This is a genomic window from Kitasatospora sp. NPDC059160, assembly GCF_042755465.1.
Taxonomy (GTDB): domain Bacteria; phylum Actinomycetota; class Actinomycetes; order Streptomycetales; family Streptomycetaceae; genus Kitasatospora.
The window spans coordinates 1-20,360 of record NZ_JBHZCN010000117.1 but is presented as its reverse complement, the minus strand read 5'-3'; the positions used below and the strand labels follow the sequence as shown (position 1 = coordinate 20,360).

Here is a 20,360-nt window from a genome sequence, read left to right as displayed (position 1 = left end):
ACTCCTGACGGCCGGCTTCCGGTGGTCACCCCGGGAGCCGGGCCCACCGGGCCAACCCACCGCTCCACAAGGGCTGTTGAGGAGTGACCGCGTCGGCGGGTACCGCCGCCGCGGGGACTCCGCGGCAGCGGGCACTCCTCAAGGGATCACGATCACCGGGCGGTTGGCCCGCCGCGCCAGCCGCCCGGAGACCGAGCCGAAGATCTTGCCGAGCAGGCCGTGCGTCGTGCCGACGACGATCGCGTCGGCGGCGTACTCGCGGCCGACCTCCTCGATCTCGTGGCAGATATCGCCGCCCCGCTCGATCAGGACCCACGGCACCCCCGCGAGGAAGTCCGCGCAGGCGAGTTCCAGGCCGAGGACCTCCGTGCGGTGGTCCGGGAGATCGACGAAGACGGGAGGCTCACAGCCCGCCCAGACCGTGGCGGGCAGGCGGTTGGCGACGTGCACGATCACCAGGCCGCACTGCGACCGGCGGGCCATGCCGACGGCGTAGGCGAGGGCGCGCTCGCTCGACAGCGAGCCGTCGAAGCCCACCACGACGCCGTGCTGGAACACCGGATCGAGGGAGCGCCCGGGCGCGTCCGTCGCCGACGGCTCGGTGTGCCCGCCGAGCGGACCGGAGGCGGTGTCCGGACGTTCGGCGCCGGGGCCGGGGCGGCCCGTCACCGGGGGCTCCGCGGGCCCGGCCGGACGCCCGTCACGGCGCTGGCGCGGCCCGGGGCGGTCACGCCTGGAGAGGCCGCCGCGCCGGAGGCCGCGCAGGGCGCGCACCAAGGCGTGGGGTTCGGCCCGCCCAGGGCTCGCGGCTGCGGGCCGCGGCGTCCCGACGGCGCCTGCCCGTCCGCCGTCCGGCGGGCCGTCGGGGTAGGCCGAACCGTCGGCACGGCCGCCGACCTCGGCACCGGTGCCGGCACCGGGGTCGGGGTCGAGGTCGAGGTCGGCGCCAGGATCGCGGCCGGTAGCGGCACTGCCGTCCGCATGCTGTTCGGGCTGCCCACCGGGCAGTTCGCCGCGCCGCTCGCCGCGCTGTTCGCCGATGCGTCGGTCGTCGAGCTCGGCGACACATGGCTCGACACGCTCGTCACGCGCGTCGTCACGCACGCCGGCGCGGTCGTCCGGGCGCTCGTCGAGCTGCCCGCCGGACGGGTCGAGGTGGGTGCGGGCGCCGTCTCCCCGGGGCCCTGCGCCCGCACTGTGGGGCGCGTCCGGTTCGACCGGTCGGGAAGGCTCAAAACCAGCCATGGCTCACGGCTCTTCAAGGGAGAGGGGCCGACAGGAGAGGAGGACAACGCTGCCCGGGCAGCAGGCCCGCCCACGGGATGACGTCGGTCGGCGACGCGCAGCACCGTATGTGACCTGTTCCTTTCAGAGTACGACGAGCACGGGGCCCGGCCCAGCGGCGAAGCCCCGGAGCGGCGTTGTTCCCGCGAAAGGAGGATGCGCCCGCCGTGGCAGTGCGCCCTGCCCGCAGGCGATCGCGCCCCCTCCAGAACGGAGGTTCTAAGGAGCTTGACTGAGCGGGCCCAGTGGCGCAACAGGCCCGCCGGACACCGTGACCGGACTGTCATGGATTGGCGACGATCCGTTGCGGAATGTCGCCAACCGTTACGTCCCACGGATCCCGGCCTGCTCACCGGCCCGCCCGGGCCCGCCCCGTCCATCCGGCGTCCGGGTCCTTTCAGCCACTTCGTACGGCTTCGCGACGTCGTCTGGCATTTGCCAGGTGCATGGGCCGGGCCGCTGGCACCATGCTCGGCATGCCGCTGCTCCTGTTCGACCTCGACAACACGCTGCTCCCCCGGGACGCCGCCTTCCGGGCCTGGGCGCGGGACTTCCTGTCCGAACACCACCTGCCGCCCGGGGACCTCGACTGGTTCGTCACCCTCGACGGGGGCGGCTACGTGCCGCGCAGCACCGTACTGTCCGCGGTCCGGCGCCGCTACGGCCTGGACGCCTCGCTCGAGTTCCTGCTCGCGCACTTCCGACGCGGCATCAACTCGCACATCCACTGCCCGCCCCGGACGGTGGAGGCGCTGCGGACCGCGCGGGCGGCCGGGTGGACCCTCGGCATCGTCTCCAACGGCGGCACCCGGCCGCAGTTGGAGAAGATCCGGCGGACCGGGCTGGGGCCGCTGGTCGACGGCTGGGTGATCTCGGAGGAGGCCGACTGCGTCAAACCGGACCCGCTGATCTTCGAGATAGCCGCCCGGCGGTGCGGCATCCGACCGGCCGGGGACTGGACGGCGCACACCTGGATGGTCGGGGACCACGCGCCCGCCGACATCGCCGGTGCCGAACTGGCCGGGCTGCGCAGCGTCTGGCTGCACCACGGCCGGCCGTGGGCGGAGAACGGCTACCGGCCCACGCTGAAAGCGGCCGGGATCCCGGAGGCCGTCGGCCTGGTGCTGTCCGCGCGCAACGCACCCTCCGCACGCAACGCGCCCTCCACGCGCACGGGCGCCCGGCCAGGGGTGCGCGCGGGTGGGTCCGGGCGGCAGCAGGCGGCCACCGTGCCCGCCCGTGCGACGGCGCAACTCGGCGCACGGACCGGCGCACGTGCAACGGCGACCGCCCTGGAGGGTCCGAGTGCGCCCGTTCCCGTGAGCGTCGGGACGGCCGTCGCCCCGGTTGCCGGGGCCGGGTCCGGTGTCCGAAACCGATCAGGCGGGTTTGCCGCGATCGCCGACGGCCTCCAACGCCCGGGAGCGCGCCGGGGGTCGGACGCCGGGGCGGCCGGGGACCTGCGGACGGGCGGTGGGGCGGAGCCGGGCGCGAACCGCGACCGGTCGTTCGCGCCGGGGCGGTCAACCCCCTTCCGCAGCGCGGCTGGTGGGGCGGGTGGAGCCGAAGGTGCTGGTGGAACGGGTGGTACGGGCAGTGCGAGTGGGGCAGGAGATGCGGACGGGACGGGTGGGACGGGGCCTGCCCGTACGGTGTTCGCCGTGGCGCCCGCCGTCGCAGAGGTCGTCGCCGTGGTCGCCGCGGCGGTCGCCGGGTAGCGCGGGCCCGCAGGTCAGCCTCTCGGTGAGGTCCTGGTCCACCACCAGGTAGGGCCCTGTCCGGTGAACCCGAGCTTGCGGTAGAGCGGTTCACCGACCGAGGTGGCGACCAGGGTGGCCGGGCGGTCCGGGTGGGCATGGGTCAGCGCGGCCTCCAGCACGGCCCGGGCCACGCCCTTTCCGCGCTGGTCGGGCAGGGTGGCCACCCAGTACACCCCGGTGGCGGTGCCGTCGTCGTAGGTGAGGCAGGCCCCGGCCGGTACTCCGTCGACGCGGCCGAGCCAGGCCCGGCAACCGGGTTCGGCGAGCAGCCGCCCCGGGAGGGCTTCGCCGCGGGTCCAGGGCTGTCGGGCGGGCAGCGGGAAACCGTCCACGACGATGCGTTCCACCAGCGCGAGGGCGTCGCCGTCCGATGCCTCATCAACCGTCAGGAGGGCGCCGTCGTGCGCCGTCGAGACGAAGGGCAGCCCGGCGTCCGGGCCGTCGACCTCCGCGCCGTCGACCGCCGGGCCGTCGGCCACCGAGCCGGCGGCGGTCACACCGTCGACCGGTCCGGGCTCCCGGGCCATCACCGGCATGAGCGGCATCAGGACGGCTCCGAGGTGGGTCAGGTCGAGCCCGCCGTACGGGTCCTCCAGGGTGAAGCGGATGGTGCCCCACTCGGCCTGGAGCTCGGCCAACTGCCTTTCCAACACGGCTGGTTCGGCGTAGGGGCGGGTGACCACGAAGCGCTGGGAGTCGTCCGGGGTGCGGGCGCAGCGGACGGCCGTGAGGCCCGGTCTGACGCGGGAGTGCCAGCCGTGCGCACGGGCTTGGGCGAGCCAGAAGGCGGCGGCGTTGTCGTTGGCCTGTTCGAGCCGGCGGTCGGTGTTCACGGCAGGAACGTAGCCGGGCCGCGGGGGTAACGGTCCGCCCGTCCTGGCACTGGCCGGATGAAGCCTGGGAGGCGCACGGCCGGTGCCCGTGCGCCCTCCCGTGCACCGCCGATTTTCGGTCAATTTCGCGCCACGTGCTCCGCCTTGGGCAAATCCGCAGCCCAGACCCGCCGACCGGGCGCCCGGAAGCCGGACACCCCAGGAACCGTCCTGCGACAACCAGCCACCGTTGTACCGGCCCTCTTCCCAGAAGGGTCGACGGGTGCCACGCTTCGTGATCGAATGCATCACGCCAAATTGCCATGTCGACATAGCGTCGGATGGTGAACTTGTCACAACGGCAACGGTCCACCCGATAGATTTCGATCTTGGCCAGCAGTGCCGCACCACCCACACCACACCACCGAGGGGGCTTGAGCGCCTTGAGCAGGGTGAGCAGGAGCGACGCGGGTCCTGACAGCGGCCAGGCGCCGACCGGCACCGCGAGTCGGCCCGTGAGAAGCACCGGCACCTCCGCGATCGCCGCCACCACCCGCGCCTCCGGCATCCCGAGCCCCTCGGGCCACGCCTCGCACTCCCCCTATCCCGCCGTGCCGTCCGCAGCCCCCGGCCACTCCCCGGTCGAGCACGGCGGCCCCGCCCCGTACGGCGCGCAGCCGGCCCCGGGCGGGTACCAGGGTGGGTACCCGGGTGGCTACCCGAACCCCGCCGGACAGCCCGTCAGCCGAGGCCCCGTCAACCCGGGCCACGGCGCGGCGCACGGACCCGGCCACGGCGCGGCGCACGGCGCGGGCCAGCCCCACGGCGGCCCCGCGCAGCCCTACGGCGACTACCCGGGCTACCCCGGCCACCCGGCCTACCCCGCCACCGGCGCGGCCCCGGGGCTGAACGGTTCCGGCGCCGGCCCGCTCGGCGGCGGCGGCCTGGCCCTGGGCACCGCCCCCGGCCACGGCCCGCTGGGCCACGGCGCCCCGGGCGGCAACGGCTCCGCGGGCGCGCTGGCGACCATCGGTTCCCCGCGCAAGCTGTCCGGCCGGCGCCGCCGGGAGACCGTCGCGGTGCTGATCTTCGGCGGCGCACCGATCTTCGAGAGCTCGATCCCGCTCTCCGTCTTCGGCGTGGACCGCCAGGACGCCGGGGTGCCCCGCTACCGACTGCTGGTCTGCGCCGGGGAGGAGGGACCGCTGGCCACCACGGGCGGCCTGACCCTCTCCGCTCCGTACGGGCTGGAGGCGCTCGCCCGGGCCGGCACGATCGTCGTACCGGCCTGGCGCTCGATCTCCCAGCCGCCCCCGGTCGAGGCGATCACCGCCCTGCGCAAGGCCCACCACGAGGGCGCGCGGATCATCGGCCTCTGCACCGGTGCGTTCGTGCTCGCCGCAGCCGGCCTGCTGGACGGCCGCCCGGCGACCACCCACTGGATGTACGCGCCGACCCTGGCCAAGCGGTACCCGCGGGTGCACGTGGACCCGCGGGAGCTGTTCGTGGACGACGGCGACGTGCTGACCTCGGCCGGCACCGCCGCCGGCATCGACCTGTGCCTGCACGTGGTGCGCAGCGACCACGGCGCCGAGGCCGCCAACGCGCTGGCCCGCCGCCTGGTGGTGCCCAGTCGCCGCAGCGGCGGAGGACAGGCCCAGTACATCGATCAGTCTTTACCGGAGGAGATCGGCAACGACCCGTTGGCCGAGGTCGTCACCTGGGCGCTGGAGAACCTCAACCAGCAGTTCGACGTCGAGGTGCTGGCGGCCCGTGCCTACATGAGCCGGCGCACCTTCGACCGCCGTTTCCGCACGCTCACCGGCAGTGCGCCACTGCAGTGGCTGATCACCCAGCGGGTGCTCCAGGCACAGCGGCTGCTGGAGACGTCGGAGCTGTCGGTGGACGACGTGGCGCGCCGGTGCGGGTTCCGGTCGCCGGTCGCGCTGCGCGGGCACTTCCGCCGTCAGCTCGGGGTCTCCCCGGCCGCGTACCGGACCAGCTACCGGGCGCGCCGCCCCGGGCAGCAGACGCCGACCCCGGCGGCCGACATCCGGCTGCCCGGCGCCCTGTCGCACGCGGCGGCCGCGGCGGGCGGCGGGCTGTTCGGCGGCGCGGGGCACGGCGGGCCGCAGGGCCACCCGTACCCGGCCGGTCCGGGCGCCCAGGGGCAGGCCGGCCAGCCGGGCCAGCACGGGCAGCCGGTCGGTCACGGACAGCAGGTGCCGCACGGACAGGCCGGTCCGTACGGTCCGGGGCAGGCCGGGACGCCGGCCGCCCAGGGCTTCCACGGCCGGGCGGGCCAGCCGTACCCGCACCAGCAGGCCGCGCAGCAGCCGCACCCCGGGCAGCAGGGTGCGGCGCGCGGTCCGGTGCGGTCGCCGCTGGTGCCGCCGCAGGCCGGTCCGGGTGCGGGGCGTCCGCCGCGCACCGCCGAGCACGCGGCGGCCGAGGACGGCCACCCCCAGCCGGGGGCGCGCGGTCAGGGCCAGGGGCACCGCAGCGCGGACGGGCGCCCCGGTGACGAGCCGGGCGCGGCCGGACGGGCGCACGGTGCCCCGGGCGGCCGGGTTCCGACGGGTGCCGCCGGTCAGCCGACGACCGGGGCGGGTGAGCTCCGGGGCCGGCAGGCGCGGGCTCCCCAGGTCCGCGCACCGGGCGCCCGGGTGACCGCGGCGGACGGGGCACGGGCGGCGCGCGAGGCACGCCCCGGGCGGGAGGGCCACCCGGTCCGCACCGGCCGGGAGGGCGAGCGCCCGGACGGCCCCGGCACGCACGACGGGGCGGAGGAACACCAGGCCGACGGCTGCGCTCCGGCACCCCGGTCGGCTCCTCCGGTCCCCGCGGCGCGTGATCGCGCCGTAGGGTGAGTTGCGTGAATGACCGTTTGGTATGGATCGACTGTGAAATGACCGGCCTCGACCTCGACCGGGACGCCCTGGTCGAGGTCGCGGTGCTGGTGACGGACTCCGAGCTGAACATCCTCGGCGAGGGCGTGGACGTCATCATCCGCCCCCCGGCGGAGGCCCTGGCGAACATGCCGGAGGTGGTGCGCGCGATGCACACCTCCTCCGGCCTGCTGGAGGAGCTGGAGCAGGGCGTGACCCTGGCCGAGGCCGAGGAGCGGGTCCTGGCGTACGTGCGCGAGCACGTGCCGGAGGCCGGGAAGACGCCGCTGTGCGGCAACTCGGTGGCCACCGACCGCGGCTTCCTGGCCCGGGACATGCCGGCCCTGGAGAAGCACCTGCACTACCGGATCGTGGACGTCTCCTCGATCAAGGAGCTGGCCCGCCGCTGGTACCCGAAGGCGTACTACAACAGCCCGCCGAAGGGCGGGAACCACCGGGCGCTCGCGGACATCCGGGAGAGCATCGACGAACTGCGCTACTACCGCGAGGCGGTGTTCGTGCCGCAGCCCGGCCCGGACGCCGAGACGGCGCGCGGGATCGCGGAGAAGTACCGGGCCGCGACCGACTGACCGGGTCGTCGCGGGGTCGGAGGGGGTGCCGCCGTCGGCCGGGACGGAACCCCGGCGCGAGCACCCTCTCGGATCCTGTACAGTTCTTCCTGTCGGAACGGGAACGCGGAAGCGGGAACGGACCGGACAGATGGTGGGTATAGCTCAGTTGGTAGAGCACCTGGTTGTGGTCCAGGTGGCCGCGGGTTCGAGTCCCGTTACTCACCCCAGAGCCCGAGGGGCCGATCTCTTCAAGAGATCGGCCCCTCGGGCGTTTTCGCGTTCTCGCATCGTCTCGCGTTCTCCGATCGGGCGTGGGTTCAGTTGTGCCCGGCGGTCCGGGTTTTCCGGTCCGCCCCTGCCGCAACAAGCTACCGGCTAGTAACATCGTCGCCATGACCACTCCTTCGATCGGCCAGATGCTCGACGCCACCGTGCCGATGGCGCACACCCTCAAGCTCGAGTACCTGGAGACCACCCCGGACCGCGCCGTGCTCCGGCTGCCCGACCAGCCCGCGTACCACAACCACGTCGGCGGCCCGCACGCCGGCGCGATGTTCACCCTCGCCGAGTCCGCCAGCGGCTGCATCGTGCTGGCCGCCTTCGGGGACCAGCTCTCCCGGGCCGTGCCGCTCGCCGTGAACGCCGAGATCGCCTACAAGAAGCTGGCGATGGGCGAGGTCACCGCCACCGCCGTGCTCGGCCGCCCGGCCGCCGAGGTGGTCGCCGAGCTGGACGCCGGCGGCCGCCCCGAGTTCCCGGTCACCGTCGAGATCACCCGCGCCGACGGCGCCGTCACCGGTGTGATGACGGTCACCTGGACCCTGCGTCCCAACTCCTGACCGCCGCGCGGCCGGTGGCCCCGGGGGACAGCGCCCCGGGGCCACCTGCGCGATGACTGTCCGTGACGGCGGCCGTGACCTCACCGCCCGCCCGCTCGTTCTCAACTCACGTGCGAGCCAATCACGCGACCGAGCCCCAGGAACCCGCCGCCCGCGGCGTCGCCGGAGCACGGCGAGCGGCCGCCCGGTGGTTGCCCCGCCCGCGCACCGTCGCCGCCGGCGGGGCCCTGCTCGCCCAGCTCTGGGGCGTCGGCGCCCCCGGCGCGTACGCGGCCACCGCCGGACCCCCCTCGGAGCAGCCCCGGCCGGCCGTCCGCCGGGCCGCGCACGGCGGGCCCGCGCTCGACGGGCCGTCAGCCGTCCGCCCGGTCGGGCCGGGGCAGCACGGCGGCGCGGACCCCGGCCGCTCCCCCGGTCCGGTCGGCGAACCGAGCGGCGGCGAACCGGCCGACGGTGAACGGACCGGCGGCGCCCGGACCGGCGGCGAGCCGGCGGGCAGCCCGACCGACGGGGCCGCGGGGGTGGTCGACGGTGTCCTCCAGGAGCGCATCCGGGCCGGCGGGCTGCCGCTGCCCGGCCAGGGCACTGCCGTCCCCGACGCCTTCGCCCTCGCCTCCGGTCTGCTCGGCGGTGTCCCCGCCCAGGACCGCCCCACCGGGACCCGCGCCTCCCGCGAGGGCGAACCGGCCGCACTGCCGGTCGCCCCCCGCCCCCGGTCCGGCCGCACCACCGGCGCCGACGACCCGAACGCGCCGGACCGGCCCGGAACGGCCGGGGCGGTGGGGACACCCCTCGTCCGGGAAGCCGCGGCGCACGAGGGGCCGGGCTCGACGGCACCCGCAGGAACGGCCGGTACGGCGACCCCCGCCGCGACCCCGACCGCCCCCGCGGGCACCGGGACGCCCGAGGCCCTCGCCCTCGCCGACACCGCGACCGTGACCGCCGCGGAGGACGGCACCGCCACCGCGACCGCCGTACTGGCCCCCATCGCCGCCGGACTGCTGCTCACCGGCGCGGCGATGTTCAAGCACCGCGGCCTGCCGCGCGGGCACTGAGCCGCCCCCGGCCGCGCGGGCTCAGGGTTCAGAGGTCAGGGCCCAGAGGTCAGGGGTCAAGAGTCAGGGCTCAGGGCCCCAGCTCCACCGCCAGCAGCGGGAGTTCACGCCCGGGTATCGAGCCGGACGGCGTACTGCCGATCCGGACGGCGCCCATCGCCAGGTAGAAGGGCTCGGCGTTCGGGTCGGCGTCGACGGTGAAGCGGCGCAGGCCGAGGGCCCGGGCCCGGTCGCGGACCTCCTCGAACAGGGCCCGGCCGACGCCGCGGCCGATCCGGTCCGGCTCCACGTAGAGCAGGTCCAGCTCGCCGGACGGCGGGGCGCCGTTCAACGCGGCGAACCCCAGCACCCGGCCGCCCTCCTCGGCCACCAGCGTCGACGCCCGTTCGACGGCGGCCGCGTCCAGGGTCAACTCCTCCCGGCAGGCGGCCATGAAGGCCTCGTCGTAACCCCAGTACGCCTTGGCCCGCAGGGCGATGGCGGTGAGCAGCTCCGCCTCGTCCGGGCGGGCGGATCGGATGCGCATGCGGCCCCCTCGCGTCGACAGCGGTCCGGCTGCGGCCAGTGTGCGCCGCAACCGGACCGCACACCAACGGATTTACCGCACGACGGACGGCACCGGAGGACACCGGCACCGGAGGACACCGGCACCGGCACCGTCAGCGGAAGACGCCCGGCGGCGGCGCCGGGGAGGGCGCAGCGGTGGCGTCCGTGGCAGGGGTGGCGCCGGCCGTGAAGTCGGCCAGGGCGCGGCCGTGTTCGACCCGGCCGAGGGAGGCGTCGGAGGCGACCCGGCGGGTCAGGTCGGCGATCGGGAGCGGGGTGTGGGCGGCGGCCAGGATGAGGTTCCCGAAGCGCTTGCCGCGCAGCACGGCCGGGTCGGCGGTCAGGGCCAGCTCGGGGAAGACCGCGCCGAGGGTCGCGACCTGGGAGCGGGCGAAGGGCAGCGCGCCGCCGTCGGCGATGTTGGCGGCGTACCAGCCGCCGGGGGCGAGGGCACGGGCCGCGAGGGTGGTGAACTCGACGGTGGTGCAGTGGGCCGGGGTGCGGGCGCCGGAGAAGACATCGGTGATGACCAGGTCGACGCTGCCCTCGGGGGTGCGTTCCAGCACGTCGCGGGCGTCCCCGCCACGGACCTTGATCTGCCAGCCGCGCTCCAGGGGGAGTTCGGCGCGGACGAGTTCGGTGAGCGCGGTGTCGATCTCGGCGACCTGCTGGCGTGAGCGCGGCCGGGTGGCGGCCGCGTAGCGGGCCAGGGTGAGCGCGCCGCCGCCCAGGTGCAGGACGGTCAGCGGGCGGCCGGGCGGCGCGACCAGGTCGATCAGGTGGCCGAGCCGGCGCTGGTACTCGAAGCCCAGGTGGGTGGGGTCGGCGAGGTCGACCAGGGACTGCGGGGCGCCGTCCACCAGCAGCGTCCAGGCGTGCGGGCGGTCGCGGTCGGGGCGCAGTTCGGCCAGGCCGGAGCCGACCTGGCGGGTCAGCGGCCCCTGGGCGTGGGTACGGCCGTCCGCGCCGGTGGCGAGCTCCGGTTCGGGGCTTCGCGCGGCCCTGTTGCTTCGTCCCATGGAGGCCATTATCGCCGGACGGCGACACGGGCCGGGAGTCGCCGGACGGCGACAGGAGCCGGGAGTCGCCGGACAGCGACAGAGGCAGGTGTCCGGGCAGGTCACCGCCGAGCGGGCGCCCCCTGGTCCGGGGGCGTGCCACGGGGATCCGGTCGGAGGCGTACGGGCCCGGCCTGATCCGCGCGGCACGCCCGCTAGAACGGGCCGAGGCCGCCCGCGGTGAGCGTGCAGGCGGCCTCGCAGAGGGCGGAGCGGAGCACCCAGGCGTCGGTGGGGCGGGTGGCGCGGCCGGTTCCGGTGGGCGGGATCACCCAGCGCGGGTCGGTGGCGCCGGGCACCAGGGCGCCGGCCGTACAGGAGCTGCCGGGCAGGTGCCAGGTCTCCCAGGTGCCGGCCGGGACGAGGAAGGAGACGGTGCTGCCGTTGCGGCTCTGCAGGACGGCCCCGCAGGCGCGGCGCAGCCTGAGGATGTCGACGGCCTCCAGGCCGTGCCGCAGGGCGACCGTCACCGTGTCGCAGCCGGTGAGGAGGGTGTCCTCGGCCGGGACGACGGCGTCCCGGCGCAGTCCGCCGCAGGAGCCCCGGCCGCCCTCGACCGGGCCCCGGCCGGGGAACCGGTCGTCGGCGGGGTCGGGGAGCAGGGCGGGGACGGCGGCGGCGAGCACGCCCCCGGCGACGGGTCGGTGCTGCGGCAGTCCGGTGGCCATCATGGGCCCTCCTGTACCTCGTCGGTTCGGAAGCCCTGCCGCCGGGTGTGGGGCCGCGGGGCGGGGACGGGCCGGGGGGACGGCCTGGGCTTCCACGTATCAGGACAACGCCGCGGGACCGCCGGAGGCCACGGGGCGCATTACAGCAAGGCATGGCATTTCATGGCGGATATCCGACAACAATGCCCGCTTTGCACCGGATTGACCGGAGATGTCGCACCAACCGAATGTGTCCGACCGGTGACTCCGAGTACTCTCGGCGCCATGGCAGCCACCCCACCGGCCGAGCCGAACCGACCGTCCCCCAACACCGTGATGCGCGCACTGCGCGGCGACCGCTCACCGGGCGAGTTCGCCACGGCCGTCCGCCGCGCCGCCCGCGAGATCGGCGAGCACGTGTCCTGCGACGCCCGCTACGTCGGACGGGTCGAGTCCGGTGAGATCCGCTGCCCCAACTACGCCTACGAGCGGGTGTTCCGGCACATGTGGCCGGGATGCACGCTCACCGACCTCGGCTTCGCCCCCCGCACCGCCGTCCGCCGCCGCTCGGCGAACGGCGGCGGGGCGTCCGCCGGGGCGGCCGCGCTCCACCTCCCGGTCCATCCACCGTTCCCGCCCCTGCCCGCCCCGCGCTCACCACTCTCCACTCAACTCCCGTACGCTGCCTCGCCGTACGCGGATCCGACCGCTCCGGACGGGCCCCCGTGGCCGATGGCCGGCGCGGTGCCCAGGGGGCCCGATGGATCGCCCTATCTCGACGAGGAGAACGACGACGTGCGTCGCCGTACGTTCCTGGCCGGCGGCACCACCGCGCTGGCCACCGTGATCGGCATCGACCGGCCGGCCGCCGCCGGCCCGGTCGCCCCTGCCGTCACCGCCACCGGCCCCGGCTTCGGCCCGGCGCCCGGCCGATCCGCCTTCCCCGGTGCGGAGTTCACCGCGCCCGCACTGCACGGCGCCGATCCGGTGGTGTTCGGGCGCCCCGGGCCGGTGCCGCCGCTGCGCAAGGTCGGCGCCGCCGAGGTGTTCGGCGTCGAACAGGCCGTCCGGGACATCAGACTGGCCGACGACGCCCACGGCGCGGACGCCCTGTACGAACTCGCCGGACAGTCCCTGCGCACCGCCTACGTCCTGCTCAACGAGGGCGAGTACAGCGCCGAGACCGAGCGCCGGCTCCAGGCCGGGGCCGGTGAACTGGCCATCTCGGTGGGCTGGTTGGCACACGACTCGAACCGGCTGGCGGACGCCCGCTCGTTCTACGCCGAGGCGCTCGCCACCGCCCGGATGGCCGGGGACTCCGCCCTGGAGGCGCACGTCTTCTGCAACAGCGCCTTCCTCGCCCGGGACGCCGGACGCCCGCGCGAGGCGCTGCGCGCCGCACAGGCCGGGCAGTCCGCCGCCCGGGAGGTGGACTCCGCCCGGCTGCTCGCCCTGCTCGCCATGCGCGAGGCCGGCGCCTGGGCCGTGCTGCGGGACCGTTCCGCCTGCGAACGCGCGATCGGCCGGGCCTACGCGCTGTTCGACCGGGGGCCGTCGGAGACCGACCCGGAGTGGATGTCCTTCTTCGGCGAGGCGGAGATCGCCGGGCTGCAGTCGCAGTGCTGGTCCGCCCTGGAGGACTGGGACCGGGCCAGCGAGCAGGCCGCGCTGGCCATAGCGCTCCAGGAGCCGCACTTCGTCCGCAACCGGGTGCTGTACACCGCCGAACTGGCCCACGACCGGCTGGGCCGGGGGGACTTGACGGGGGCGGCGCACCACGGCTCGGCCGCCGTCGCACTGTTCGGCGAGGTCCGCTCGGCCCGGATCCGCAGCATGCTGGCGGACACCGCGGGGCGGCTGCGGCAGCACGCCTCGGTCGCCGAGGTCCGCCGCTTCCTGATCGGCTACGACCGGGCCGCGGCGGCCTGAGCGGACCGACGACCGCCGTGACGGGTCGTCACCACCGGCCTCAGTGGCCCGCGTTCAGCCCCTCCAGGTGGGACAGGTCGTTCCAGACCTCCACCGCCGGGGCGCCGTACTCCCAGGACAGCACGCACAGCGCCGCCGTACCGAGCTTGAACCGCTGGGCGAACTCGGGCGGCAGGCCCAGCCAGCGGGCGGCCAGGATGCGCAGCAGGTGGCCGTGCGCGAACAGGACGACGTCCCGGTCGGCGCAGTGCATCTCGGTGGTGTCCGACTCCGGGACGCCGTGCTCCTCGTTGAGTCCGGCCAGGAAGGCGTCCACCCGGGCGGCGACGTCGGAGAGCTTCTCGCCGCCGGGCACGCCGTCGCGCCAGATCAGCCAGCCGGGGTGGTCGGTGGCCCGGATGTCGGCGCCGGTGCGGCCCTCGTACTGCCCGTAGTCCCACTCCAGCAGTTCGGGGCGGTCGACCGCGCGGTCGCCGAAGCCGGCCAGCGCGCAGGTCTCCTTCGCGCGGCCGAGCGGGCTGGTGTAGACGAGCGCGTCCGGCAGGCCGTTCCAGGGGGCCTCGGCGAGTCGGGCGCCGAGCGCCCGGGCCATCGCCCGGCCCTCCTCGGTCAGCGGGATGTCGGTGCGGCCGGTGTGACGGCCGGTGGCCGACCACTCGGTCTCACCGTGGCGGACCAGCACGATTCGGGCGGGCATGGCAGGCTCCTCGCAACGGGGCGGTCAACGGTCGGTCTCACCCTTGAGCACCGGGCTCCATGATCCCCCACCGGCACGGCGGCCACGATCGCGGGCCCCGGCCGCCCGGTCCGCACCGCGTTGTCGGACCCGGATGCGACACTGGGCCGCACCATGAACGTCTCGACGAACGTCCCGCTCGGCGGGCCCGCTGAGCCGCTCGCCCTGCGGCTCGCCGAGCTGCGCGGACCGGCCCCGCAGCGCAGTCTGAACGCCCGCTCCCTCGCCGCCCTGGCCGCCAATCCGGGCTGCCACCGCCGCGCCGTCCTGGACGCGGCCGGAGTGGACAAGTCGGTGCTGGCCGCCCGGCTCGGCCGCCCCGCCCCCTTCGGGCAGTCCCCGTTCGCGATCGCCCGCGGCCTGGTCTTCGAGTCCCGGCTGAAGGCGGACGACCACGCCGCCCTGCTGGAGCCGCTCCGCGCCCACCTCGGCGTCCCCGCGGACGACCGCACCCCGCTGCTGGTCCCGGACCTGCTGCACCGCTCCGGCCCGGCCGTCCGCGCCGACCGGACGGCCGAGGCGCTGGCCCGGGCCGCCGCCGACCCGGACGCCTGGACGCTGCTGGACCACCCGATGCTGCGGCTCGCCGTCGCCGGCAGCAACGCCTACCTGGAACCGGACGCCCTGGTGGTGCACGGCGGGCGGTGCACGGTGGTCGAGATCAAGTCCTTCCCGGTGCTGGACGGCAGTGCGGACCCGGCCAAGGTCGGCGCCGCCGCCCGCCAGGCCGCCGTGTACGTGCTGGCGCTCCAGCACGCCGCCGCCGCGGCCGCCGGGCTGCCGCTCGCCGACGACCCGTACACCGAGCAGCGGCTGCCGGGCAGCCCCCGCACCACCGTGCTGCTGGTCTGCCCGAAGGACTTCGGCAACCGGCCGACCGCGGTCGCCGTCGACGTCCGCCGCGAGCTGGCCACCACCCGCCGCCAGTTGAGCCGGATGACGGGCATCGGCCGGCTGCTGGAGGCGCTGCCGCCCGGCACCGACTTCGACCTGGCCGCCGACCAGGACGGCGCCCCGGCCCGCAGCACCGAACAGCTGACCGCCTCGGTCGAGGCGGTGCCCGCCGCCTACAGCCCGGACTGCCTCTCCACCTGCGAACTCGGCTTCCACTGCCGCGCCCGGGCCCGCTGCGACGACCGGGTCGAGCAGCTCGGCCGGGGCGTGCGCGGCGAGCTGGGCGACCTCCGGACGGTCACCGAGGCCCTGGCCGCCGCGGCCGGCGCCGGGGGCTCGAACGGCGAGGACGGCGAGGCCAGCGAGGACAGGAACGGGGACGGGGACGGGGACGGCGAGGACGGCGACGGCGCGCACGAGGCGGCCGCACGCCTGGCCTACGCCGCCGCCCTGCGCGCGGAAGCCCTGGGCGGGACCGCATGAGCCTGCTGACCACCCTCGCCCGGCTGGAGGCCGTCCGCAGCGGGCAGGCCGAGCCGCTGGCCACCGTCCGGCACCGGCACCTGTCGGAGCGCCCGATGGTGGTCGTCCCGCTGACCGCCGCCGGTGAGGCCGGCGCGCCGCTGGCCGCCCTGCTGGGCACCAACCGGGACGCGCCCCGGCTGCACCTGGTGCCGCAGCCGCTCAACCGCACGCTCCGGTTCGACTACCTGGCCGCGCTCGCCGCCGACCTGCTGCCCTACCTGGAGTCCTTCGGCACGGACGTCGAACAGATCGAGGGCTCCGAGAAGGACCCGGAGAGCGGCGAGAAGACCCAGGTGTTCCGGGAGTTGTGCACGGACGCGCCGCAGCTGATCGTGCCCAACGGCGGGGGCGTGCACCACCTCGCCCTGATCGGCCGCTCCACCCGCTTCCGCCGCACCGCCGAGGACGCCGACCCGGGCCCCCACCCGGCACCGCTGCGGGTGCCGCTGCTCGGCCGCTGGCTGACCCACCTCACCGACCGCGCCCAGGTGCCCGGTTCCAGCCTGCTGCTGCCGATGACCGGCCTGCTCGCCCGGCACTGGGCCACCGGCCAGAGCCACCTGGAGGACCAGCACCTGGCGGCCCGGCTGGCCTGGCACGCTCCGCCGCCGGGGCTGACCGGGGCCAGGGCGGCCGAACTGGCCGAGTCCGCCCGCGACGAGCACGGCCAACTCGTGCACCCGCCGGCCGGTCCGGCCACCGACCCGGCCTTCGACGAAGGGGTGCTGGCCCCGGCGATCGCCCGCTACGACGCGGCCGTCAACGCGCTGCAGCACAGCACCGAGCAGCGCGACGAGGCCGCCGCCGAGCGCGCCCGGGCGGCCGTCCGCGCGGCGGTCGAACAGCTGGAGCGGGCGCTGTCCGCCGTCCTCCTCCCGACCTGGCGGGACGTCTGGCGGGGCCTGGACCTGCTGCGCGCCCTGCCGCCGGCCGGCCACCTGGAGGAGCGCTGGACCGGCGACCGCTGGTCCTACACCGGCCACCGGGACCGCCTGGCGGCCGGCGAGCCCCCGCAGCCCCGGCAGGACGACGCCGTCACCGCGGCCCGCAAACTCGCCCAGCGCGAGCGCGAGCAGGCCCGGCTGGACGTCCAGGAGGCCCTGGACGACCCGCTGGCGATGGCCGAACACCGGCTGTCCGGCGAGGCGTTCAGCGGGGTGGTGACGGAGGTGGTGCCGGACTACGACACCACCGGCCGCTCCCCCAAGCCGCGCCCGCTGGTCACCCTGCGCACCACCGACCGCCCGCACGCCGACCTCGGCCGGGAGGCGCACCGGGTGCACGGCCCTACGGCGCAGAAGGCGCGGATCGTGGCGGTCGACCCGGCCGAGGGCACCATCACACTGCGGGTGCTGTCCGGCATGGGCCGCAAGAAGGAGCCGGAGCCGGGCAGCCTGCCCGAGCCCGGCGAACCGGTCACCTTCACCCTGTTCGAGCTGACGGTCCGCCAGTCCGCGCCGCTGCCCGAACCGGACGACACCCCGTGGACCCACGGCGGCCCGCCGGGCGCCGCCCCGGCCCCGCCGTCCACCGCACCGTCCGCCACCGCCGCTGTCGCCGTCGAGGAGTGGGAGTGATGGCCGAACCGATCGACGCGCAGTCCCCGGGGGCGGCCGCCGACGCCGCCGTGGCCCGGATCCTGGCGGCCACCGTCCACCCCGCGGTCGGCGCGCCGCGCGGCGTGGTGGTGGACTCCCCGCCCGGTGCCGGGAAGTCGACCCTGGTGGTGCGGGCGGCCCGGGAGCTGGTGGCGGCCGGCGAGCGGCTGATGGTCGTCGCCCAGACGAACGGCCAGGTGGACGACCTGGTCGGCCGACTGGCCGAGAAGGCACCGGACTTGACGATCGGCCGACTGCACGCGGCGGACTCCCGCCCCGGCCCGGAGGTGCTCCGGCACGCCAATGTCACGCCCTCCGACAAGGTCGCCGACCTGGTCGAGCACGACGTGGTGATCTCCACCGCCGCGAAGTGGCAGTGGGTGCGGGCCGAGGCGCCGTGGCGGCACGCGATCGTCGACGAGGCGTACCAGATGCGCTCGGACGCCCTGCTGGCGGTGGCCCGACTGTTCGAGCGCGCGCTGTTCGTCGGTGACCCGGGCCAGCTGGACCCGTTCACCGTGGTCGGCACCGAGCAGTGGGCGGGCCTGTCCTACGACCCCTCCAGCAGCGCGGTGGTGACGATGCTGGCGCACAACCCGCAGATCGAGCCGCACCGGCTGCCGGTCTCCTGGCGGCTGCCGGCCAGCGCGGCGCCGCTGATCTCCCGGGCGTTCTACCCGTACACGCCGTTCCGCTCCGGCACCGGCCCGGACGACCGCGGGCTGACCCCGGCCGTCCGCCCGGACGGCTCGGCGCTGGACGCGGTGATCGACCGGGCGGCCGAGCACGGCTGGGCGCTGCTGGAGCTGCCCGCCCGGCACACCGTGCGGACCGACCCGCAGGCGGTGGCGGCCGTCGCGGCGGCCGTGCGGCGACTGCTGGAGCGCGGGCTGACCGCCCGCTCCGAGCAGGGCGAGGCGCCGCTCACCCCGGACCGGATCGCCGTCGGCACGGCGCACCGGGACCAGGCGGCGGCGGTCCGGGCGGCCCTGCTCAAGGTGGGCGTCCCGGTGGACGGCACGGTCGGGCCGGCCGTCACGGTGGACACCGCGAACCGGTTGCAGGGCCGGGAGTACGACGTCACCGTGGTGCTGCACCCGCTCTCCGGGCGCCCCGACGCGACCGCCTTCCACCTGGAGACCGGCCGGCTCTGCGTGCTCGCCTCCCGGCACCGGCACGCGTGCATCGTGGTCGCCCGGGCCGGGATCGCCGAACTGCTGGACGAGCACCCGTCGACCGAGCCGGTCCAGCTCGGGGTCCCGGTGGCCTTCCCGGACGGCTGGGAGGCCAACCACCAGGTCCTCCAGCACCTCGGCGGCCACCGGGTCCGGCTGAGGTAGCCGGTCGTGGACGGTCGTGGACGGTCAGTCCTCGGTCTCGCAGACCGCGAAGGCCACCACGGACCCGTGCGCGGCCTGGGCGCTCCAGCCGGTGGCGTCGGCGGTCGGCCCGCTGGCGCGCACCGGGCCGTCGGCATCGGGCTGGAGCCGGTAGCCGCCGCCGGTCAGGTGGGTGCCGTTCGGGCAGGTGGCCGTGGAGGTGCCGCCCGGGCTGCTGGGCGGCCCGGTGACGACCTTCGCCGTCTCCGCCGCGGCGGCCGGGGCGGCGGGGACGAGGACGGCGGGGACGAGGACGGCGGCGGCCAGCAGGAGGCCGGTGGACAGTGTGCGCATGGGGTACTCCCGGTTCGGTGGACGGTGCTGCTCGACGGCCGCCGCTCGGCGGGTGCTTCCCGGCCCGCCGGGCGGCCGCCGTACCCGGTACAACCGGTTCGCATGCGACCTGGAAGCGCGGCGCCCGGGTCACCGCCCCGGCGCGCGCCCGGGAATAGCGCCTGCACGCGCACCGTTCCGCTACCGGCCGCCGCCGCGAGACAATGGACGACGGCCACGACCGGGCGGCGCGGCCCGGAGCAGCCCGCCGCCCTCCCTCACCGAGACCCCGGAGGTGTCCGTCCATGCCCGACTCCCCCGCCGAGACGCCCGAGCCCACCAGGCGCCTGCGCCCCGCGCAGCTCCTGTTCGAGCCGCAGGCTGCCGAACCGGAGCCGGAACGATTCTTCGACCTGGAGTCGATCGACGACCCCGCCGAGCTGCTGCGCCGCTCCACCGAGCTGGCCCTGGCCTTCCGGGCCGCCGCCGAGCGGGCCACCGACTTCCAGGCCGTCGCCGCCGCACAGCTGGCCGACCCGCGCCGGTTCGACGCGCTGTCGGACACCGAGGTCGCCGAGCGCGCGGACTGGACCCCGGACTACGCGGCCAAGATGATCGAGTACGGCCGAGGCCTGATCCAGCCGCGCCGCCACGAGGACTGACCCAGCCCCTCGAACCCAGCCCCTCGAACCCCGCCCCTCGCGTCCCGCCCCGGCCCCTTCCGCAGACCCTCCCCGGCCGCTGGCATATGCCAGCGGCGGAGGGTACGCGATCGCCCGTCACCCTGTCCGGCGAACGGGGCTTTCCACCACGCCGGGGGCGCGCACGGCGCAGGCTGCTGGGCGTGGACATCTGGACGCACCAGTCGGTGGAGTACGTCACCGTGGCCGGGGAGGCCTGGCTGGCCTCTGCCAGCGAGTACCCGCGCAGCATGCGCGCCTTGTGGGAGGCCCGCCCGTGGGCACCCTCCGTGCTGCCCTGCGGGCGGGCCTTCGACGTGATCAGCATGCCGTCGCTGTTCGGCCGCCGGGTGCTGGACGAGCTGTGGGCCTCCGGCCCCGGCTGCGGCCCGGTCGCGGCCTACCGCGGGCGCACCCTGCTGTTCGTCCGGCCCGGCACCGCGCCCCGGCTGCGCCGGCTGCTGGCCTGGGAGGAGTGGGCCCGGGACGTGCCGCCGCTGCTGTGCCACGGCAAGGGCGACGCGGTGACCGTCCCGCCGTTGCAGCGGATGGTGCACGGCCCGGACTCCCCCGGCCGGGGCACCGGCCGCTGGATCGTCGCCCCGGAGGAGCGGGAGCCCTGGCTGCCCGGGGCCTCGGTGGTGCTGTGGGCCTGTGTGCGGGCGGCGCGCGAGCCCGGTACCGGCGCCGTGGCCGAACCGGTCCTGGTGACCCGGGGGTGAACGGAGGGCGGCCGGTATTCGATTTTGGCTCGACCGCCGGCCGCTGCTACAGTTTTCTCTGTCAGCAGGCGCCGCTAGCTCAGTTGGTTAGAGCAGCTGACTCTTAATCAGCGGGTCCGGGGTTCGAGTCCCTGGCGGCGCACAGACAGCCGGAAGGCCCCTT

18 protein-coding genes, 2 tRNA genes and 1 pseudogene are annotated in these 20,360 nt (G+C 76.0%); 14 read left to right on the top strand and 7 right to left on the bottom strand.

The annotated features are described in order from the left end of the window. Nucleotides 1-138: 138 nt before the first annotated feature. A complete protein-coding gene (locus tag ACFXOZ_RS35355) occupies nucleotides 139-669 on the bottom strand; it encodes a universal stress protein (RefSeq protein WP_375883414.1) in 531 nt (176 codons plus the stop codon). Nucleotides 670-981: 312 nt separating this feature from the next. On the opposite strand from ACFXOZ_RS35355, the gene ACFXOZ_RS35350 reads away from it, so the two are divergent. Further along, nucleotides 982-1,326, top strand: a complete 345-nt coding sequence (locus tag ACFXOZ_RS35350; protein ID WP_380594020.1) for a hypothetical protein — start codon at nucleotides 982-984, stop codon at nucleotides 1,324-1,326. A gap of 434 nt (nucleotides 1,327-1,760) precedes the next feature. Beyond that, nucleotides 1,761-3,002, top strand: coding sequence for an HAD-IA family hydrolase (locus ACFXOZ_RS35345; RefSeq protein ID WP_380594018.1), 1,242 nt, complete (start codon nucleotides 1,761-1,763; stop codon nucleotides 3,000-3,002). A 14-nt stretch (nucleotides 3,003-3,016) separates the two neighbouring features. Here ACFXOZ_RS35345 and ACFXOZ_RS35340 read toward each other — a convergent pair whose 3' ends face one another. Continuing rightward, the gene (locus ACFXOZ_RS35340) at nucleotides 3,017-3,877 is read right to left on the bottom strand and encodes a GNAT family N-acetyltransferase (RefSeq protein ID WP_380594016.1); all 861 of its coding nucleotides are present in this window, start codon (nucleotides 3,875-3,877) and stop codon (nucleotides 3,017-3,019) included. Between the two features lie 998 nt (nucleotides 3,878-4,875). Between ACFXOZ_RS35340 and ACFXOZ_RS35335 the strand changes: the two are divergent. From ACFXOZ_RS35335 to ACFXOZ_RS35315, 5 genes and pseudogenes are all read left to right on the top strand, one after another. After that, nucleotides 4,876-5,884: pseudogene (locus ACFXOZ_RS35335) on the top strand (helix-turn-helix domain-containing protein); the annotation flags it as partial. 847 nt (nucleotides 5,885-6,731) lie between these two features. Next, a complete protein-coding gene (gene orn, locus ACFXOZ_RS35330) occupies nucleotides 6,732-7,334 on the top strand; it encodes an oligoribonuclease (RefSeq protein WP_375883407.1) in 603 nt (200 codons plus the stop codon). A gap of 133 nt (nucleotides 7,335-7,467) precedes the next feature. Continuing rightward, nucleotides 7,468-7,543 (top strand) — tRNA-His (locus ACFXOZ_RS35325). Nucleotides 7,544-7,708: 165 nt separating this feature from the next. Beyond that, nucleotides 7,709-8,155, top strand: coding sequence for a DUF4442 domain-containing protein (locus ACFXOZ_RS35320; protein ID WP_350504886.1), 447 nt, complete (start codon nucleotides 7,709-7,711; stop codon nucleotides 8,153-8,155). Between the two features lie 110 nt (nucleotides 8,156-8,265). Beyond that, nucleotides 8,266-9,210, top strand: a complete 945-nt coding sequence (locus ACFXOZ_RS35315; protein WP_380527195.1) for a hypothetical protein — start codon at nucleotides 8,266-8,268, stop codon at nucleotides 9,208-9,210. Nucleotides 9,211-9,280: 70 nt separating this feature from the next. Here the strand turns inward: ACFXOZ_RS35315 and ACFXOZ_RS35310 are convergent, their stop codons facing one another. From ACFXOZ_RS35310 to ACFXOZ_RS35300, 3 genes are all read right to left on the bottom strand, one after another. Further along, nucleotides 9,281-9,736 carry a GNAT family N-acetyltransferase gene (locus ACFXOZ_RS35310; protein WP_380594014.1) on the bottom strand — a complete coding sequence of 152 codons (456 nt, stop codon included), beginning with the start codon at nucleotides 9,734-9,736 and terminating at the stop codon, nucleotides 9,281-9,283. A 133-nt stretch (nucleotides 9,737-9,869) separates the two neighbouring features. After that, nucleotides 9,870-10,775, bottom strand: coding sequence for a spermidine synthase (locus ACFXOZ_RS35305; RefSeq protein WP_380594012.1), 906 nt, complete (start codon nucleotides 10,773-10,775; stop codon nucleotides 9,870-9,872). Nucleotides 10,776-10,969: 194 nt separating this feature from the next. Continuing rightward, nucleotides 10,970-11,485 carry a hypothetical protein gene (locus ACFXOZ_RS35300; protein ID WP_375883397.1) on the bottom strand — a complete coding sequence of 172 codons (516 nt, stop codon included), beginning with the start codon at nucleotides 11,483-11,485 and terminating at the stop codon, nucleotides 10,970-10,972. 261 nt (nucleotides 11,486-11,746) lie between these two features. Between ACFXOZ_RS35300 and ACFXOZ_RS35295 the strand changes: the two genes are divergently transcribed. Beyond that, nucleotides 11,747-13,390 (top strand): tetratricopeptide repeat protein, encoded by a 1,644-nt coding sequence (locus ACFXOZ_RS35295; RefSeq protein ID WP_380594010.1) that lies wholly within the window; start codon nucleotides 11,747-11,749, stop codon nucleotides 13,388-13,390. A gap of 40 nt (nucleotides 13,391-13,430) precedes the next feature. On the opposite strand, the gene ACFXOZ_RS35290 is transcribed toward ACFXOZ_RS35295, so the two are convergent. Then, nucleotides 13,431-14,087, bottom strand: a complete 657-nt coding sequence (locus ACFXOZ_RS35290; protein WP_375883391.1) for a histidine phosphatase family protein — start codon at nucleotides 14,085-14,087, stop codon at nucleotides 13,431-13,433. Between the two features lie 153 nt (nucleotides 14,088-14,240). Here ACFXOZ_RS35290 and ACFXOZ_RS35285 point away from each other — a divergent pair, with 153 nt between their 5' ends. Genes ACFXOZ_RS35285 through ACFXOZ_RS35275 form a run of 3 tightly spaced genes read left to right on the top strand, consistent with a single transcriptional unit; the run spans nucleotide 14,241 to nucleotide 18,483 of the window. Further along, nucleotides 14,241-15,503, top strand: coding sequence for a hypothetical protein (locus ACFXOZ_RS35285; protein WP_380594008.1), 1,263 nt, complete (start codon nucleotides 14,241-14,243; stop codon nucleotides 15,501-15,503). After that, a complete protein-coding gene (locus ACFXOZ_RS35280; RefSeq protein WP_380594006.1) occupies nucleotides 15,500-17,122 on the top strand; it encodes a hypothetical protein in 1,623 nt (540 codons plus the stop codon). Before ACFXOZ_RS35285 ends, ACFXOZ_RS35280 begins: the two co-directional genes overlap by 4 nt. Further along, nucleotides 17,122-18,483, top strand: a complete 1,362-nt coding sequence (locus tag ACFXOZ_RS35275; protein WP_380527185.1) for an AAA family ATPase — start codon at nucleotides 17,122-17,124, stop codon at nucleotides 18,481-18,483. The genes ACFXOZ_RS35280 and ACFXOZ_RS35275 overlap by 1 nt, the downstream gene beginning before the upstream one ends. A gap of 24 nt (nucleotides 18,484-18,507) precedes the next feature. On the opposite strand, the gene ACFXOZ_RS35270 is transcribed toward ACFXOZ_RS35275, so the two are convergent. Then, entirely contained in the window at nucleotides 18,508-18,816 is a 309-nt protein-coding gene (locus tag ACFXOZ_RS35270) for a hypothetical protein (protein ID WP_380594004.1), read from the bottom strand. A 284-nt stretch (nucleotides 18,817-19,100) separates the two neighbouring features. On the opposite strand from ACFXOZ_RS35270, the gene ACFXOZ_RS35265 reads away from it, so the two are divergent. The 3 genes from ACFXOZ_RS35265 (at nucleotide 19,101) to ACFXOZ_RS35255 (ending at nucleotide 20,339) form a co-directional block, all read left to right on the top strand. After that, complete coding sequence (locus tag ACFXOZ_RS35265) at nucleotides 19,101-19,457, top strand: hypothetical protein (RefSeq protein ID WP_375883340.1); 357 nt, start codon at nucleotides 19,101-19,103, stop codon at nucleotides 19,455-19,457. A 182-nt stretch (nucleotides 19,458-19,639) separates the two neighbouring features. Beyond that, a complete protein-coding gene (locus ACFXOZ_RS35260) occupies nucleotides 19,640-20,197 on the top strand; it encodes a bifunctional DNA primase/polymerase (RefSeq protein WP_375883338.1) in 558 nt (185 codons plus the stop codon). A 68-nt stretch (nucleotides 20,198-20,265) separates the two neighbouring features. Beyond that, nucleotides 20,266-20,339 (top strand) — tRNA-Lys (locus ACFXOZ_RS35255). Nucleotides 20,340-20,360: the final 21 nt, after the last annotated feature.

Excerpts from the sequence above, each read along its gene's own strand:
- ACFXOZ_RS35350 (WP_380594020.1), top strand. The coding sequence starts at position 982 with ATGCTGTTCGGGCTGCCCACCGGGCAGTTCGCCGCGCCGCTCGCCGCG.
- ACFXOZ_RS35345 (WP_380594018.1), top strand. The coding sequence starts at position 1,761 with ATGCCGCTGCTCCTGTTCGACCTCGACAACACGCTGCTCCCCCGGGAC.
- ACFXOZ_RS35320 (WP_350504886.1), top strand. The coding sequence starts at position 7,709 with ATGACCACTCCTTCGATCGGCCAGATGCTCGACGCCACCGTGCCGATG.
- ACFXOZ_RS35310 (WP_380594014.1), bottom strand. The coding sequence starts at position 9,736 with ATGCGCATCCGATCCGCCCGCCCGGACGAGGCGGAGCTGCTCACCGCC.
- ACFXOZ_RS35305 (WP_380594012.1), bottom strand. The coding sequence starts at position 10,775 with ATGGGACGAAGCAACAGGGCCGCGCGAAGCCCCGAACCGGAGCTCGCC.
- ACFXOZ_RS35300 (WP_375883397.1), bottom strand. The coding sequence starts at position 11,485 with ATGATGGCCACCGGACTGCCGCAGCACCGACCCGTCGCCGGGGGCGTG.
- ACFXOZ_RS35295 (WP_380594010.1), top strand. The coding sequence starts at position 11,747 with ATGGCAGCCACCCCACCGGCCGAGCCGAACCGACCGTCCCCCAACACC.
- ACFXOZ_RS35290 (WP_375883391.1), bottom strand. The coding sequence starts at position 14,087 with ATGCCCGCCCGAATCGTGCTGGTCCGCCACGGTGAGACCGAGTGGTCG.
- ACFXOZ_RS35285 (WP_380594008.1), top strand. The coding sequence starts at position 14,241 with ATGAACGTCTCGACGAACGTCCCGCTCGGCGGGCCCGCTGAGCCGCTC.
- ACFXOZ_RS35280 (WP_380594006.1), top strand. The coding sequence starts at position 15,500 with ATGAGCCTGCTGACCACCCTCGCCCGGCTGGAGGCCGTCCGCAGCGGG.
- ACFXOZ_RS35275 (WP_380527185.1), top strand. The coding sequence starts at position 17,122 with ATGGCCGAACCGATCGACGCGCAGTCCCCGGGGGCGGCCGCCGACGCC.
- ACFXOZ_RS35270 (WP_380594004.1), bottom strand. The coding sequence starts at position 18,816 with ATGCGCACACTGTCCACCGGCCTCCTGCTGGCCGCCGCCGTCCTCGTC.
- ACFXOZ_RS35265 (WP_375883340.1), top strand. The coding sequence starts at position 19,101 with ATGCCCGACTCCCCCGCCGAGACGCCCGAGCCCACCAGGCGCCTGCGC.